The sequence below is a fragment of the Aeromonas schubertii genome (assembly GCF_000820105.1).
Classification (GTDB): domain Bacteria; phylum Pseudomonadota; class Gammaproteobacteria; order Enterobacterales; family Aeromonadaceae; genus Aeromonas; species Aeromonas schubertii.
The window spans coordinates 14,203-28,672 of sequence record NZ_CDDB01000106.1 but is presented as its reverse complement, the minus strand read 5'-3'; the positions used below and the strand labels follow the sequence as shown (position 1 = coordinate 28,672).

The window sequence follows — 14,470 nt, the reverse complement described above, 5'->3', positions numbered from 1 at the left end:
GAGGCGGAAATAAAGTGCAGACGCACATTATAGCGAGCTCGCTTCAAATGACCATATCAGGCGCCTCACGCCATCCTTCCCGTGCCAAAACGGGGTGCTGATTGCTAGAATGGCGCCCTACCTGACACGAAAAGGAAGCGGTATGCACATTCACATCCTCGGGATCTGCGGCACCTTCATGGGTGGCCTGGCCGTGCTGGCCAAGCAGCTTGGATACCGGGTCACCGGGTCGGACGCCAACGTCTACCCCCCCATGAGCACCCAGCTGGAGCAGCAGGGGATCGAACTCATCGAAGGTTATGACCCCGCCCAGCTCGACCCGGCGCCGGATCTGGTGGTGGTCGGCAACGCCATGAGCCGCGGCAACCCCTGTGTGGAATATGTGCTCAACCGCAACCTGCCCTACGTCTCCGGCCCCCAGTGGCTGCTCGAGCATGTGCTCAAAGATCGCTGGGTGCTGGCCGTCGCCGGCACCCATGGCAAGACCACTACCGCCAGCATGCTGGCCTGGGTGCTCGAATACGCCAAGCTGGAGCCCGGCTTTCTCATCGGTGGCGTGCCGGGCAACTTCCCGGTGTCGGCACGGCTCGGCGCCGCCCCCTTCTTCGTGATTGAGGCCGACGAGTACGACTGCGCCTTCTTCGACAAGCGCTCCAAGTTCGTTCACTACCGTCCGCGCACCCTCATCATGAACAACCTGGAGTTTGACCACGCCGACATCTTCCCGGATCTCGCCGCCATCCAGCGTCAGTTCCACCACCTGCTGCGCATCGTGCCGGGCACCGGACGGGTCTTCTATCCCAAGGCCGACGAGAACCTGGCCGCCGTGCACAAGATGGGCTGCTGGAGCGAGCTCGAGCTGGTGGGCGACGACGCCACCTGGCGCGCGGTCAAGCTCAAGGCCGACGGCTCCGCCTTCGAGGTGTGGCTGGACGGACAGAAGCAGGGCGAGGTGCACTGGTCCTGCATCGGCGAGCACAACGTCAACAACGGTCTGATGGCCATCGCCGCAGCCCGTCACGCCGGGGTCATGGTGGAGCATGCGATCAACGGTCTGTGTGAGTTCCACTCCCCCAAGCGGCGCATGGAGCTCAAGGGCGAGGTGGCCGGCATCCGGGTCTATGACGACTTTGCCCATCATCCCACCGCGATCGCCACCACCCTCGGCGGCCTGCGCGCCCGGGTCGGCGACGAGCGCATCCTGGCGGTGCTGGAGCCGCGCTCCAACACCATGAAGCTCGGGGTGCACAAGGAGGAGCTGGCCGGCTGCTTTGGGGATGCCGACGAGGTGTTCTTCTTCCAGCCTCCCAACATCGGCTGGGATCTGGGGGAGGTGACCAGCCACATGGCCAAACCGGGCAAGGTGTTTAACGAGCTGGAAACCCTGGTCAACCGTCTGGTGGCCGAGTGCCGCGACGGGGACCATATTCTCATCATGAGTAACGGCGGCTTTGGTGGCATTCATGACAAGCTGCTCACCCGTCTCAAGGAGTATCACGGTCTGGCATGAACGCGATCACCCTCGCCCTGACCGGGGCCTCAGGCGCCCCCTATGCCCTGCGCCTGCTCGAGTGTCTGGTGCAGGCCGACTATAGGGTCTACCTGCTGGCCAGCAGCGCCGCCCGGGTGGTGCTCAAGACCGAGCAGGGGCTCGACTGGCCCGCTTCGCCCCAGGCCCTTTCGGCCCAACTGTGCGCCGACTTCGGTGCCCGTGCGGGGCAGATTGTCGCCTGCGGCAAGGAGGAGTGGTTCTCCCCGGTGGCCTCCGGCTCGGCGGCGCCGAAACAGATGGTGGTCTGCCCCTGCTCCATGGGCACCGTCTCGGCCATCGCCCACGGGGCGTCGGAGAATCTTATCGAGCGGGCGGCGGATGTGGTCATCAAGGAGCGCGGCCAGCTTATTTTGGTGCCGCGCGAGACGCCCTTTTCGGCCATTCACCTGGAAAACATGCTGAGTCTGGCGCGCCTCGGGGTGACCATCATGCCGGCCGCGCCGGGTTTTTATCATGAGCCGCGCAGCATCGACGATCTGGTGGACTTCATGGTGGCACGCATCCTCGATCACCTGGGGGTTGCGCACACCCTGTGCCAGCGCTGGGGTTACGCCCCCTCCCGGGATGAGTGACGCCACAAGAGAAGGGGACCGTTTGGTCCCCTTCGTTTGTGTTCAGAAGTGATAGAGCCAGGAGACCCCGCCGAAATACCCCCCGTAGTGCTGGTTCCATTCGCCCAGATTGGCCTCTTCCCCCAGATAGAGGTAGTCCTCGTCGCTCACCCGCTCATAGCGCAGATCCACTCTCAGGGCCTGGCGCTCGTCCAGCTGGTAGAGGGCATAGCCGCTGAGCCGGTGCAGGGTGCTGGTGAGGTCCGGATAGTCGTAGCCGGCGCTGGCCTCATTGCGCCCCCGTCCATAGCTGTAGCTGTAGTCGAGCCCCAGGGTGAGATCCCGCTCCAGCGCCTTCCTCTTGGTGAGTCCGAGCCCTAAGGTGGAGATCTCATCGCGCACCCGGGTCTGGTAGGGGGCCCAGTCGGGGGCATAGGCGTAGGCGTGTTGCTGATCCGATCCTATCCACTGCTGATTGAGGAAGAGGTTGAGATCGAGCTGCTCGGGCAGCGACCAGCTGGCTGAGAGGTCGACCCCGTAGTCCCTGTCCTGACTGCGCCCGATATCGGGTTCGGGGTAACTGTCCTCGGCCCACCAGGCCTCTGCCGTGAGGGTCAGGGGATCGTTCACCTGCCAGGTGAGATCCCCCCTGAGCTCGGCCCTGTCTCTGTCGGCCAGATAATATTGGCGCAGGGTCGGAGTGCCGCCGCTATCCCCCAGCCACTCGGAGCCGGTGCGGCGGCTGAGGCTCAGCCTGGTGCCGGCACTCCAGGGGCCGACGGGTTGGTAGCGGCCACGCACATAGAGGGTGTGCAGATCCGTTTCGCGCCGATCGGCCTCTTCCCGCCGGTCCCCCCGGTAGAGGTAACCCCCTTCCAGCTTGATGGCGCGGGAGAGACGGTAGGTGGCGCCCAGATCCCCCTTGGTGTGGCTGCGATCGGTCGGGGGGCGCAGCTTGCCGATCACCACCTGGCGATCCGACTTGTCCTGCCTGTCATGGTGCTCGGCGCTGGCCTTGAGGGTGAGCGAGCGCGATAGCCGGTTGAGCCAGCGCGCATCGGCCTGCCAGGTCTCTACCCGCCCGTTGAAGTTATCCTGCGTCACCGGTGTGTTGGCGAAGGGGTTGAGTCCGCCGCTGGAGGTGGCCTGACTCATCATGACCCGTCCGGTGAGGCTCTGGCGATCCCAACTGCGCCTGCCGGAGAGGGTGACGCGGTGGTAGTCGTTGTCGGGCTCATAGGCGCGATCATTGAGATAGGGGTTGGCCTGGCTGCCGTAGTAGAGGGCCTGGTGTTCGTTGGTGTAGAGGGTGCCGTAGTAACTGAGATCGACCAGCCACCCCTCGGCGAGATAACTCACCCCCGCATCCATCAGGGTCGTCTTCTGATCCTGGGGGATGGGCAGCCAGCCTGGCATGGGGCCCATCCCGGGCAGGGTGCTGGTATAGCCGGTGAGGGTACTGCGCCGGGTCTCATGACGCAGGCTGGCGTGGGGTTGCCAGGGGCTCTTGGGGGTGAATTTCAGGCCGAGGGAGACCTGTTTTCGCAGCGTCTCCTTGTCAAACGGGGTGAGGGGGCCGGCCGAGAGAACCCCTTCCTCTCCCTGATAGACGCTCACCCCCCGGTTCCAGTAGTAGGGGCTCTCGCGATACTCGAAGCGCCCCCTCAGCCCGTCGTAGCGGCCCGCTTCGGTGGCGACGGAAAAGCGCTTCAGCCCAAGATCGGTCGCCTCTATATGGCCGTATTCACTCCCCTCTCCCCGATAGTCGAGGTCGGTGTTGAGGGTGCCGAGTATCCCCTGGTCATAGTTGGTAGGAACCCAGTTGCGAAAGCGGCTGGCGCCGTCATCATTCATGTAGCCGACGCCGAGCCCGACGTCGCCGTGCCAGCCCTGATAGGGCTCGCATGCGTTGCAGCGCCAGCGTTCGGTATCGGTGGCCCGGGCCCGTTGCAGGTCGTAGTCATCGGCAGCCTGACTGGCGAAGGCCGTCAGCAGGGGCAGGCAGAGAGTGTAGTGGCGCATGGCTCCTCCTCAGCGTCTCAGGCTCTGGCCGTTGGGGTGATTGGTGCCGTGGACTTGTCCATGGCAGTTGAGGCAACTGCCGCCCCGCACCTTGAGATCCCCCTCCGGGATCGCCACGTTGGCGTGGGGCTCGCTGTGGCACTCCTGGCAGAGTTGTGGCAGCCGTTTCTTGAGCAGGGCGCTCTGGATGGCCCCATGAGGCTCGTGGCAGAGGGCGCAATCCTCGTTGACCGGCTGGTGCTCCCAGAGGAAGGGGCCACGCTTCTCGGCGTGGCACTCATAGCAGGTCTCGTTGAGTGAGGGCTGTTTGAGATCGGCCGGGTTGATGGATTGGTGCGGGTTATGACAACTGGCACACGCCATGGCCCCGTTTTGCAGGGGATGGCTGGACCGCTTGTGCAGATCGGCCTTCTCCTTGGCGTGACACCCGGTGCAGATGGCGGTCTGGCTGGTGCTCTCGCTCATGGGATCCCTGGTCTGGTGTACCCGGTGGCAACTGGTGCAGGTGAGATCCTCACTGGCGTGGCTGCTGGCGTGCCATCCCATGCGCCGGGTGTCGGTGTGGCAGGAGAGGCAGACGCTGTTTTGCTTCTCGGCCGGAATGGGAGAGTCGGGCCCGAAGGTGATCATCGGCTCTCTGCGCTCACCCTTGCGAGGATTGCGGGCGTGATTGCCGACCGGTCCGTGACACGCCTCGCACTGACGATCCCCCATGGGTCCACGGGCATTGGCCGGATTGCCGTGTACCGTGTGAAAGATACCGGTGGCTGGCTTGTCCGAGTCGGCATCGTGGCAGCGCAGGCAGGTATCGGCTCCCTTGGTCGAGTAGTGTCCCTCGTCGAACTTCTTGTCGAGCACCGCCTCAACCTCTTCCCTGGGGTCGGCCGCCTGCACCGCCGCCATCGCTCCGAGCAGCAGACAGAGGGCCAAGCTCCATCTCGTCGTCCTTCTCATCTCGTGACTCCCTCAATGTACCGGGCGGGGTTCCCCGCCACGGCCTTTAGTTAGCGCGGTAGTCGTATACCTTGTGAACCTTGTCGACCCCCTGCTCCTGGCCGACCGCATGGCAGCTGGCACACTGCTCGGTGCCGCTGGCTGCGACCGCGCTGTCGGCACCAAATACGGCACCGTTGCTGCGCATGTGCGACGCCCACTCATCGCCACTGGCCGGAGTGGTCGGATTGACCAGGCCGAGGGGGGACTTGAGGTGACAGCTGGCACAGACCACCAGGGTGGGACTGAAGTATTTGGGGTTCTTGTTGTCTGCCGTGGTCGTCGCCAGCGAGGGTCTGGGGTTTTGCTGGTTGGGCAGGTTGTATTGGGCCTGGGTGTGGCAGTTCTCACAGTTGTTGATGACACCGGGGAAGCGGGACTCCCCATCCCTGTGCGAGCCCATGGCGTGGAAGGAGTGGACGTGGTACTTGAGGTCGGCCGGGAAGCCGGCATAGAAGGCGGCCCGGGTGGCGTTGTGGCAGCTGGTACACTGCACGAAATCTTTGGCGTTATGATTGCGCTCGTGCACCGTCAGATCCTTGTGACAGCTGTTGCAATTGGCACGGTTGACTCCGACCGGCTCCTGATACGAGACCGGGCTGCCCCCGAGATCGAAGGCCCCATGGGCCACGTTGGCGGCGATGGTGTGCAGGTCGGCATCTTCCGGATTGCCTGAGCGATCCACCAGGGAGCTGCACTGGGCCAGGCTGGCCGGCTTGCCATTTTCCAGCGCCTTGCGATCGGCGCACAGGGCCATCTCGGCATTGGCCACCACCAGCACGGCATTGTCTGCCGGCACCTGGGTCATGCTCTTTTGACACAGGAAGAGGCCATCGCCCTGGGCGACACAGCCACTGGCCATGTCGATACGGTTCTCGGAGTAGCTGATGGCATCTCCCTGGCCATTGTCCCAGTTGACCAGCACATAGGCCTTGCCTGTGTTCAGATAGGGCAACAATTCGCCCAGGCTGTTGACGCCCACCCCATCCCGGCGCAGGCGTACCTCGACCAGCACATTCGGTGCCTGGTAGCGAGCGCTCTCCATGGTCATCTGCAGGGTATCCCTACCCGCTTGCAGTGAGGCCAGTCGTCCCTCGTGCATCACCTTCACCGAGGCCTGGCGCAAGATCGGGTTGGGGCCGTGACAGTTGGCGCAGTAAAACTCGGTGGAGCTGAAGTGGTTGGCGCTGTGATCCTCATGACAGGAGCCACATGTCTGGGTGCTGGGGACGCTGAACCAGTGGTTGGCTTCGGGGGTTTTGCTGTTGCTGTCGTCATGACAGGTGGAGCAGTTGCGCAGATCTTGCGGGAAATGCACCCCGGAGAGGGTGCCGCCATCATTGGCGGCATAGAGGTGCTTGCGGTCTCGAAAACCATAGACCATGTACTGGCCGCCGTCGGTGGCCTCGACCTGGGGGAGATCCTTGCCCCGGTGGATCTTGTGCAGCATGACCCGAAAATCGAGGCTCAGCTCGTTTTGCTCAACCTTGTTGACGAAGCTGCGGCCATAGCCGGTGTTGCCCTGATTGTGGCAGGTGACGCAGAAGGAGACTTCGACCCGGCCGCCGCCGTGCAGGGCCAGCTTGTCGTGGCAGTTGTTGCAGGTCTTGGTCTCAACCATGGTGCGGTTGCTCAGGGGGCCACCGTCAGGCACCCAGTCGTAGGTGGGATTGCTGATATCGGAACTGTCGGTGGCGGCGAGCTGGATCCCGAGTCGGGTGGTACGACTGGTGACAAACTGCAGGGGCTGACCATTGACCGGATCGGTGTCGGTGCCGTAGGGGACCTGCTTGATGAGGTAGCTGTAGCGACCGTCACCGTGGTCGGTCAGAGTCCCGTTGGCGGCCGGGTTGGTGGTGGGCTGGATCACCGAGGGGATGCTGGAGGCGCTGTCGGCCGGGCGGTTGCGGCTCCGGTTCAGCAGGCTCTGCCAGCGACTGATGGTGCCGGCGCGTCCCTGCTCCTCCTCGATAAGCTGGGCCAGGGTGAAGGAGGGGGTGAGCCCTGTGATGGGGCGTCCCTGGCTGTCCATGACGGTGAATTCAACCGTCAGGCTGCGGCTTTGGGCATCGTAACGAGGGGAAGAGATAGTGACACCGGGCTTGCCTGTGGGGGGAGGCGTATTCTTGTCGCTATCACCGCCACCACCGCACGCCACCACTCCCATGACCAACAGGGTGGCCATCACTGCATTCCAGAGTCTCATATTATTTTCCTTTGATGCAGGTCCGGTATCAGTCCGGCTCCATTCCTTATGAAACTGCTCAAAAGTGTTTTTTTCTTGCTTCTTTAATGGCGGTTAACTGTGCGCCATCTCACGACCTTACCCATTAGAAAGGTAGGTGATTTGCGCTCGGCTATGCTCACAATGATGTCAATAAAGCTGATTTTGTGAGCGGGTAAACGGTTCTTGGGGAGTGACGACAGATGAAAGAGGCAATTGGAATGGTGTTATTGCTCGGTGCGATAGGCGGGGGCGTGGCGCAGGCCTCGGTGGAGGATGTGGCCAAGGGATGCGATGCCTGTCATGGCCCCAAAGGGGTGAGCCTCTCCCAGGAAATCCCGACCATTGCCGGGCTGCCCGCCGTTAACCTCGGCGATCAGATGCGCACCTATCTGGAGGGGCGGCCGGCCAAGCGGGTCAATCATGTGTCGGGAGAGACGGGCAAGAGCGGCGATATGACCGAGGTGATGAAGGGCCTCTCCGAGGCACAGATCGACGCCCTGGCAGATTATTATGCCGCGCTCCCCTTCATGCCGGCCAAGCAGCCCTTCGATAGTGCCAGGGCGGCGGTGGGCAAGGCTCTGCATCAGGCCAAATGTGAGAAGTGCCACACGGGAGGAGGGCGTAATCCGGCCGATGAGTCTTCCCTGTTGGGGGGGCAGATGAAGGGGTACATGCTCTACTCCCTCCACGAGTTCCGACAGGGCAAGCGCGATGTGGACAAGAGCATGAACAAGGCGCTCGCCGCCATGAGCGAGGCCGATCTGGAGGCGCTGGCCGAATACTACGCCAGCTTGCAATGAGGAGGTGGTGGTGAGCGACAAACCGACCCTGTGGCGTCGTCTGTGGGCCACGCCCGCTGCCCGTTGGTGCCTGGGCATCCCGCTCGGCGGTGTGCTGGCGTTTGTTCTGGGGGGGGCGGCCCTGGCGGGGTTTCACGGTGTGTTGGGTTACACCAACAGCAACGGGTTTTGTTATCGCTGCCACCAGGGGATGGATAGCATAGTGGCGGAGTATCAGGCCTCGCCCCACTTCCACAATACCAAGGGGGTGGTGGCCGCCACCTGTAGTGACTGTCATGTGCCGCGTGAGCTGTTACCCAAGTTGTGGCTCAAGATCCGTGCTACCAAGGACATCTATCTCCGGCTCAGGGGAGAGATCACCCCGGACAACTTCGAGCGGGAGCACAGGGCCAGGTTGGCGGCCATCTCGACGGCAGAGTTTCGGGAGAGCGACTCGCGCAACTGCCGCTATTGCCACGATCCCGCTCGCATGGATCTGGCCAATCAATCCCGATCGGCAGCCAGGCGCCACCAGGGGATGGCGGAGCGTGGCGAGTCCTGCATTGACTGCCATGCCGGGATTGCCCATCAACTGCCGACTCAGCAGGAGTGAGTCTGGCCAGAAAGAGTGAAGGCGACCATGGGTCGCCTTCACTCCGATCACCTGCGATTCACCGCTTTATTCAGGCCAGGGCAAGGGCCTGGGCTGCTCCCTGTTTCAGGGGGGCAGTGACATATTGGTAAACGGTTTCAACGACCTCACTGCGCAGGGGGCGCTCGGGGGCGTTGACCATCTGCATCATCAGGTAGCCAAAGCTGGTCAGGATGCGGGCCAGGGCCAGCGCACTGAGCTCACTCTCGATCTCACCGCGATCGAGGGCCTTCTGCAGACGGGGAGTAATGTGTTCGAGGATCTCGTCCAGCAGCTTGACATAGCGCGGCCACACCTCGTCGCGGACGGAGGAGCTCCACTCCAGCCAGATGTTGGCGTGGTCGGGACGCTCGTAAGCCACGTTGACAAACAGCTCCACATGGCGACGTATGCTGTCGCAGATGGGGTGGTGGTCGCCATAGGCTTCGGTCATGAGTTGACGAATGAAGGCCTCGACCTCGCCGAGTACCTCGTCAACCAGCTCTTCGCGGGTATTGAAGTAGTTAAAGACGGTTGCCACTGACACCTTGGCCTCTTCGGCTATCTCGGCGTGTCCGGCCCGACCGATCCCGCGGCGGGAGAACACTTCAATGGCACATTCCATGAGTTGGGAACGGCGAGCCTCCGGCGAAAGCCGGGTGCGCCGTCTGATTTCTGCGCGTGGTTCCATCATATTGTCGTTTCTTTTATTGGACTTATGGTTGTGTGAATCTGTCGTTGCCGACTCAGCCTGTGATCACTGAGCACTTTACCAACTAAATTAATCCGGTTAAAGAGTGATGTGCCTGACGAGACTGGCGACAGATGTTACAATTGCCCACTTTCGAGTCGTGAAGCGTCATGTCAGGGACATGACACGGTTGGAGTGAAACATGAAACATACCGTTGAGGTGATGATCCCCGAGAGCGAAGTCCAGGCCCGTATCGTCGAGCTGGGCAAGGCCATCACCGAACACTATCAGGATACCGACGAGCTGGTGCTGGTGGGTCTGCTGCGCGGCTCCTGCGTCTTTTTGGCCGATCTCTGCCGCCATATCGAACTGCCGGTGAGTCTCGACTTTATGACCGCCTCCAGCTATGGCTCCAGCATGCACAGCAGCCGGGATGTACGCATCCTCAAAGACCTGGATGACGACATCAAGGGCAAGGATGTGCTGATCGTCGAGGACATCATCGACACCGGTTATACCCTGAGCAAGGTGCGCGAGATCCTCTCCCTGCGCGAGCCCAAGTCGCTGACCATCAGCACCCTGCTCGACAAGCCCTCCCGTCGTGAGGTACAGGTGCCGGTCGAATGGGTCGGCTTCGCCATCCCCGATGAGTTTGTGGTCGGCTGCGGCATCGATTATGCCCAGCGTTATCGCAACCTGCCCTACATCGGCAAGGTGGTCCCCCAGGAGTAAGCGAGACCAAGGCGCCTGACGCCCTGCAGCAGAGGTGGCCCAGTGCCGCCTCTTTTGTATGAAGCAACGACAAGATTGCCATGCGTGAGCAGAGGACATGATGAAAGCACTGGAAATCACAGCACTGAGAAAAACCTACCCCGGTGGCGTCGAGGCGCTCAAGGGGATCGATCTCTGCGTCGAGGAGGGGGACTTCTTCGCCCTGCTCGGCCCCAATGGTGCCGGCAAGTCGACCACCATCGGCATCATCAGCTCGCTCGTGAACAAGAGCGCCGGTCAGGTGAAGGTGTTTGGCCATGACATCGACCGGGATCTCGAGAAGGCCAAGGCCCAGCTCGGTCTGGTGCCCCAGGAGTTCAACTTCAGCCAGTTTGAGAAGGTGGGACAGATAGTCACCAACCAGGCGGGCTTCTACGGTGTGCCCCGTCATGAGGCGAAGATCCGTGCCGAGAAGTACCTGCGCCAGCTCGACCTGTGGGAGAAGCGGGATATGCAGGCGCGTACTCTCTCCGGGGGCATGAAACGGCGCCTGATGATAGCCCGTGCCCTGATGCACGAGCCGAAACTGCTCATCCTCGATGAGCCGACCGCCGGTGTCGACATCGAGATCCGTCGCTCCATGTGGCAATTCTTGCGCGACCTCAACCGCCAGGGGGTGACCATCATACTCACCACCCACTATCTGGAAGAGGCCGAGATGCTGTGCCGCAACATCGGCATCATCGACAAGGGGCGCCTCATCGAGAACACCAGCATGAAGAGCCTGCTTGGCAAGCTGGGGCGCGAGACCTTCCTGCTCGATCTGACCGCTGAGTGCCCGGCCAGCCTCGAGTTGCCCGGTTACCACTGCCGCTGTGTCGATGCCCGTACCCTGGAGGTAGAGCTCGACAAGAGCCAGACCCTCAACGGCCTCTTCGCCGCCCTGAGCGAGCTGGGGATAGGGGTGCAGAGCATGCGTAACAAGGCCAACCGGCTCGAGGAGCTGTTTGTCCATCTGGTGGAAGAGGGGAGAAAAGCATGAGTTCGCAGGCCTACTGGATCGCCTTTCAGAGCATACTGGCCAAGGAGATCACCCGTTTTACCCGCATCTGGGTGCAGACTCTGGTGCCGCCGGCCATCACCATGAGCCTCTATTTCGTCATCTTCGGCAACCTCATAGGGTCGCGCATCGGCGAGATGGGGGGCTTTAGCTATATGGAGTTTATCGTGCCCGGCCTCATCATGATGTCGGTCATCACCAACTCCTACTCCAATGTCGCTTCTTCCTTCTACAGCGCCAAGTTTCAACGCAACGTGGAGGAGCTGCTGGTGGCCCCGGTGCCCAACTACATCATCATCGCCGGCTTCGTCGGTGGCGGGGTGGCACGTGGGCTCTGCGTCGGGTTTATCGTGACCCTGGTGTCGCTCTTCTTCGTGCCGCTGCAGATCCATCACCTCTTCAGCGTCTGTGTCACCGTATTGCTCACCTCCATCGTCTTCTCCCTGGGGGGGCTTATCAATGCGGTGTTCGCCAAGAGTTTCGATGACATCAGCATCATCCCCACCTTCGTCTTGACGCCACTGACCTATCTGGGCGGGGTCTTCTACTCCATCTCCCTGTTGCCGGCGTTTTGGCAGGGGGTCTCCCAGGTGAACCCCATCATCTACATGGTCAACGCCTTCCGTTACGGCTTTCTCGGCATCTCGGACGTGCCCCTGACCACCGCCTACCTCATCATAGGGGGCTTTATCCTGGCCCTCTATACCCTGGCCTGGTGGCTGGTCTCGCGCGGAATCGGCCTGCGTCACTGATGCAGCCGTCCATGAAAAAGGCGCCTCGGCGCCTTTGTTCATTGACGGGTTTACCGCTCCGGCATAGCCGCGGACGGAAGAAGGCTTCCCCTCGGCGAAACACTCGAATCGTTTGGACACTCCTCTGCGGACGTGAGATCGGCGCCATTGAGGGCCGACGGGGGGCATCGTTCACCGCCCCGTCGGCGTCAATAGCTGTTCTCTGTTGGCGTCCTTCTTGGCGGTCTGGTTACGCCTGGATCTTGTGATCCTTGAGCAGGCGAGCGGTCAGGTCCAGCTTGTCATTGCGCTCCCGGGCGCGTTGGACGGGCTCTATCTCCCCCTGGGCATCCCGGCGATCCGGTCCGATGGCATCATCGATGGCTTGAGCCATCGCCTGGCGCCCTCTCTCCAGCTCGGGTTCGATCAGGCTCTCCTGCTTGCGGATCCGGTTCTGCTCCGGCGCCAGTTGCAGTGCCTCAAGTTGCCCCTCCAGGGTCTGGATCCGGCTGTTGAGGCGCTCGGATAGCTCGTAGAGGCGGTTTTCGGTACCGGCCTGCATCGCCCTGGCATCCAGGCTGTCGGCCCTGCTCTGGTCGAAGTTGCGAGCGGCGCGGGCGGCCAGCTCGAGGGCATAGGCCCGGGTAGCCATGGCATTGACTCCCCCCTCCCAGCTTGCCTCCGTGCCGATGCCCAGGGTCACTCCCGCCGTGGTGTGGAATTTGGCTCCCTGCGGGCCGATGGCCGCCGTGGCGCCGGCGCTGGCGCCCACCCCCAGGTTGGCCGACGCCTTCACCTTGGCCGAGAGGGCATAGGCATCGGCATACTGGCTCTTGAGCAGATTGAGCTCGGCGCTTCCCTCGGCCTTGAGACCGGCGAAGGCTGAGGCGTTGGCGGTCACGCTGGCGAGCGGTCCCTGGGGAGTGGCAATGAGGGCGGCCCCCGCCTCGGCCTTGACGGTGACGCCGGCCTCCGCCTTGCCCGCCACCTTGGCCCTGAGCAGCTGACCGATGGTCCAGCTCCCTTCGGCGCTCAGACCCAGCTTGCTCACCAGTTCGGCACTGGCGCCGACCCGCAGCAGGGTGAAATCATGGGGGCCCGGCTTGTAGCGCTCACCGTGGGTCTCCTGTATCGGCTTGGGGGGCGGATTAAACTGCAGGGAACCCTCCGCCTTGCCGACCACGGCTTCTGCCTTGAGGGTGGCCTTGTTCTCCTGGCTCAGGGTGACCTTGGCGGCCAGCTCTCCAAAGGCGCCCTCTTTCTTTCCCTCCCACTTGCCGATCTCGATCTTGGCGAAGGCTTCGACCAGGGCGCTGGCGTTGATCAATCCCAGCTCCTTGAACTCCTTGCGGGCCAGCGGGTCGCCGTTGTTCCTCTCGCGGCTGGTGGTTTCCAGAGGGTGCTTGAGCTCGCGCCGGATCCCGGTCTGATAGAGGGGAGAGGCGCCCGGTTTTTGCCACAGGGCCTGCTCGTCGCTCTCCCGTTGAAGGAAAGGCTCATCGAGCCCGTCCACCAGCGCGGTCAGCAGCTCGGTACGCAGCAGGCCAATCTCTCCCTGCTTGTCGACCTTATCCTTGAGGCTGACGTCGAGCACCTCCTTGAGGTGTTGCAGCTCGATGAGTTGGCTGTGGGTCAGCAGGGTGTCCCGGGCGTGCTCCTCGGCGGTCGGCTGGGGCTTGAGCTCGACCAGGTCGGGGAAGCGACTGCGCAGGGTCGCGGTAAAGAGGTGCCACTCATGACTCTCTATCACCTCTTCCCGGTTGGGGGCTCGCCCCAGGCGCAGGGCCGTCATCCCTTCACTCAGGCCAAACACCTGGTCGAGGGCTGATTGCAGCTCGTGTTGGAACAGATCGTGCGCCCCCTCCTTGCGCAGCCCTTCCAGCCGGCTCATCCACTCCTTGATCTGCATGTTGCTGGCGATGGGTTGATTGACGCGGCCCTGGTCGTTGCAGAGCCAGGAGAGCTGAAAGTCGCTCTCCTTGCCGCCCTGGGCCAGGTGCTGACGACGGGAGGCGATGTCGCTGCGCAGGCGCGCGACCACGGGGTCTTGCTGGCGGGAGCGGTTCTTGCCGGAGGCGAGCCAGAAGTCGAGGGCCTTCTCGACCTTCTCCAGGCAAGCCAGGGAGGGGGTCTGGTTGGCCTGGTAGTGATTGATCGCCTTGCGCAGGCTCTTGAGCTCCTGGCTCTGACGATGACCCAGACCCCGGCGGATCTGGCGGTCAAACTCCCGATTACCGGCGTCGAGCAGGCGCAGCCGCGGCTGTGCCGGCGTCGTGACCTGATTCTCGATGAGCGGGGTGCTGGGGACATTGCTCTGTGTGCTTACCTTCATATGCTGTGCCTTTTTGTTTTGTTATGGCTGCAGATTACGCCCCATTCAGCCCCCTTTTTATCAGCCGTGGTCGTGCCATTTAAGGATTTGAGCGAACCCGCTCAATTTGTCGCCACCATCACACTTTTGCTGCGGTGTGTCGCTTGTCTAAAAAAATCTGGCCGATTTTGATACCCGTCCCGACGCCGG

The 14,470-nt window shown here is 62.5% G+C and carries 12 protein-coding genes; 7 read left to right on the top strand and 5 right to left on the bottom strand.

Annotated features, from left to right (window positions below):
- The first annotated feature begins 142 nt into the window (after window positions 1-142).
- Both mpl and BN1133_RS18560 read left to right on the top strand, forming a co-directional pair.
- Window positions 143-1,510 (top strand): UDP-N-acetylmuramate:L-alanyl-gamma-D-glutamyl-meso-diaminopimelate ligase, encoded by a 1,368-nt coding sequence (gene mpl / locus BN1133_RS18565; protein WP_050667928.1) that lies wholly within the window; start codon window positions 143-145, stop codon window positions 1,508-1,510.
- Window positions 1,507-2,124: a flavin prenyltransferase UbiX gene (locus BN1133_RS18560; RefSeq protein WP_050667927.1), complete on the top strand. Its 618-nt coding sequence runs from the start codon at window positions 1,507-1,509 to the stop codon at window positions 2,122-2,124. The genes mpl and BN1133_RS18560 overlap by 4 nt, the downstream gene beginning before the upstream one ends.
- 42 nt (window positions 2,125-2,166) lie before the next feature.
- Here BN1133_RS18560 and BN1133_RS18555 read toward each other — a convergent pair whose 3' ends face one another.
- From BN1133_RS18555 to BN1133_RS18545, 3 genes are read right to left on the bottom strand one after another with little or no spacing between them, the layout of a single operon-like run.
- Window positions 2,167-4,125, bottom strand: coding sequence for an MtrB/PioB family decaheme-associated outer membrane protein (locus BN1133_RS18555; RefSeq protein ID WP_050667926.1), 1,959 nt, complete (start codon window positions 4,123-4,125; stop codon window positions 2,167-2,169).
- A gap of 9 nt (window positions 4,126-4,134) precedes the next feature.
- A complete protein-coding gene (locus tag BN1133_RS18550) occupies window positions 4,135-5,079 on the bottom strand; it encodes a DmsE family decaheme c-type cytochrome (RefSeq protein WP_050667925.1) in 945 nt (314 codons plus the stop codon).
- Between the two features lie 46 nt (window positions 5,080-5,125).
- Window positions 5,126-7,324, bottom strand: a complete 2,199-nt coding sequence (locus BN1133_RS18545) for an OmcA/MtrC family decaheme c-type cytochrome (RefSeq protein ID WP_050667924.1) — start codon at window positions 7,322-7,324, stop codon at window positions 5,126-5,128.
- Between the two features lie 221 nt (window positions 7,325-7,545).
- Between BN1133_RS18545 and pdsA the strand changes: the two genes are divergently transcribed.
- Window positions 7,546-8,145, top strand: coding sequence for a periplasmic diheme shuttle PdsA (gene pdsA, locus BN1133_RS18540; protein ID WP_050667923.1), 600 nt, complete (start codon window positions 7,546-7,548; stop codon window positions 8,143-8,145).
- Window positions 8,146-8,155: 10 nt separating this feature from the next.
- Window positions 8,156-8,737 (top strand): NapC/NirT family cytochrome c, encoded by a 582-nt coding sequence (locus BN1133_RS18535; protein ID WP_082178065.1) that lies wholly within the window; start codon window positions 8,156-8,158, stop codon window positions 8,735-8,737.
- Window positions 8,738-8,807: 70 nt separating this feature from the next.
- Here the strand turns inward: BN1133_RS18535 and BN1133_RS18530 are convergent, their stop codons facing one another.
- Window positions 8,808-9,446 carry a TetR/AcrR family transcriptional regulator gene (locus BN1133_RS18530; RefSeq protein WP_050667972.1) on the bottom strand — a complete coding sequence of 213 codons (639 nt, stop codon included), beginning with the start codon at window positions 9,444-9,446 and terminating at the stop codon, window positions 8,808-8,810.
- A gap of 202 nt (window positions 9,447-9,648) precedes the next feature.
- On the opposite strand from BN1133_RS18530, the gene hpt reads away from it, so the two are divergent.
- From hpt to BN1133_RS18515, 3 genes are all read left to right on the top strand, one after another.
- A complete protein-coding gene (hpt, locus tag BN1133_RS18525) occupies window positions 9,649-10,179 on the top strand; it encodes a hypoxanthine phosphoribosyltransferase (protein WP_050667922.1) in 531 nt (176 codons plus the stop codon).
- A gap of 100 nt (window positions 10,180-10,279) precedes the next feature.
- Window positions 10,280-11,200, top strand: coding sequence for an ABC transporter ATP-binding protein (locus BN1133_RS18520; RefSeq protein ID WP_050667971.1), 921 nt, complete (start codon window positions 10,280-10,282; stop codon window positions 11,198-11,200).
- Window positions 11,197-11,970, top strand: a complete 774-nt coding sequence (locus BN1133_RS18515; protein ID WP_050667921.1) for an ABC transporter permease — start codon at window positions 11,197-11,199, stop codon at window positions 11,968-11,970. Before BN1133_RS18520 ends, BN1133_RS18515 begins: the two co-directional genes overlap by 4 nt.
- A gap of 229 nt (window positions 11,971-12,199) precedes the next feature.
- Here BN1133_RS18515 and BN1133_RS18510 read toward each other — a convergent pair whose 3' ends face one another.
- Complete coding sequence (locus tag BN1133_RS18510) at window positions 12,200-14,281, bottom strand: hypothetical protein (RefSeq protein ID WP_050667920.1); 2,082 nt, start codon at window positions 14,279-14,281, stop codon at window positions 12,200-12,202.
- Window positions 14,282-14,470 lie beyond the last annotated feature (189 nt).

Excerpts from the sequence above, each read along its gene's own strand:
- mpl (WP_050667928.1), top strand. The coding sequence starts at position 143 with ATGCACATTCACATCCTCGGGATCTGCGGCACCTTCATGGGTGGCCTG.
- BN1133_RS18560 (WP_050667927.1), top strand. The coding sequence starts at position 1,507 with ATGAACGCGATCACCCTCGCCCTGACCGGGGCCTCAGGCGCCCCCTAT.
- BN1133_RS18555 (WP_050667926.1), bottom strand. The coding sequence starts at position 4,125 with ATGCGCCACTACACTCTCTGCCTGCCCCTGCTGACGGCCTTCGCCAGT.
- BN1133_RS18550 (WP_050667925.1), bottom strand. The coding sequence starts at position 5,079 with ATGAGAAGGACGACGAGATGGAGCTTGGCCCTCTGTCTGCTGCTCGGA.
- BN1133_RS18545 (WP_050667924.1), bottom strand. The coding sequence starts at position 7,324 with ATGAGACTCTGGAATGCAGTGATGGCCACCCTGTTGGTCATGGGAGTG.
- pdsA (WP_050667923.1), top strand. The coding sequence starts at position 7,546 with ATGAAAGAGGCAATTGGAATGGTGTTATTGCTCGGTGCGATAGGCGGG.
- BN1133_RS18530 (WP_050667972.1), bottom strand. The coding sequence starts at position 9,446 with ATGGAACCACGCGCAGAAATCAGACGGCGCACCCGGCTTTCGCCGGAG.
- hpt (WP_050667922.1), top strand. The coding sequence starts at position 9,649 with ATGAAACATACCGTTGAGGTGATGATCCCCGAGAGCGAAGTCCAGGCC.
- BN1133_RS18520 (WP_050667971.1), top strand. The coding sequence starts at position 10,280 with ATGAAAGCACTGGAAATCACAGCACTGAGAAAAACCTACCCCGGTGGC.
- BN1133_RS18515 (WP_050667921.1), top strand. The coding sequence starts at position 11,197 with ATGAGTTCGCAGGCCTACTGGATCGCCTTTCAGAGCATACTGGCCAAG.
- BN1133_RS18510 (WP_050667920.1), bottom strand. The coding sequence starts at position 14,281 with ATGAAGGTAAGCACACAGAGCAATGTCCCCAGCACCCCGCTCATCGAG.